Origin of the sequence: uncultured Psychrobacter sp. (assembly GCF_947495825.1) — a bacterium.
Classification (GTDB): domain Bacteria; phylum Pseudomonadota; class Gammaproteobacteria; order Pseudomonadales; family Moraxellaceae; genus Psychrobacter.
The window spans coordinates 1-328 of record NZ_CANMAH010000029.1 but is presented as its reverse complement, the minus strand read 5'-3'; the positions used below and the strand labels follow the sequence as shown (position 1 = coordinate 328).

The following is a 328-nucleotide window of genomic DNA, read 5'->3' as shown; positions in this document are numbered from 1 at the left end:
TGTTATCCCAAGGGCTAGTCTTCAAAGTAAAGAGAACTGAATCAAGCGTAAACATAGGTGATATCGTTATAATTGCTACTATACTCTGCAAAGTTCGGAATTATACGTTAGTAAAATACCTCGAATTACTTCGAGGGTACTTTTACTAATAATAAAACTAAACTTATTAAATGCAGATATTTAGACCCTTTGGGGTTGTATGGTCAAGTAATTAAGCGCACATGGTGGATGCCTTGGCAGTCAGAGGCGATGAAAGACGTGACAGCCTGCGATAAGCTTCGGGGAGGCGGCAATATCCTGTGATCCGGAGATTTCTGAATGGGGAAAC

At 40.5% G+C, this 328-nt stretch carries 1 rRNA gene; it reads left to right on the top strand.

Annotation, left to right across the window (positions count from 1 at the left end):
- Nucleotides 1-201: 201 nt before the first annotated feature.
- Nucleotides 202-328: ribosomal RNA gene (locus tag Q0895_RS13420) — 23S ribosomal RNA — on the top strand; the annotation flags it as partial.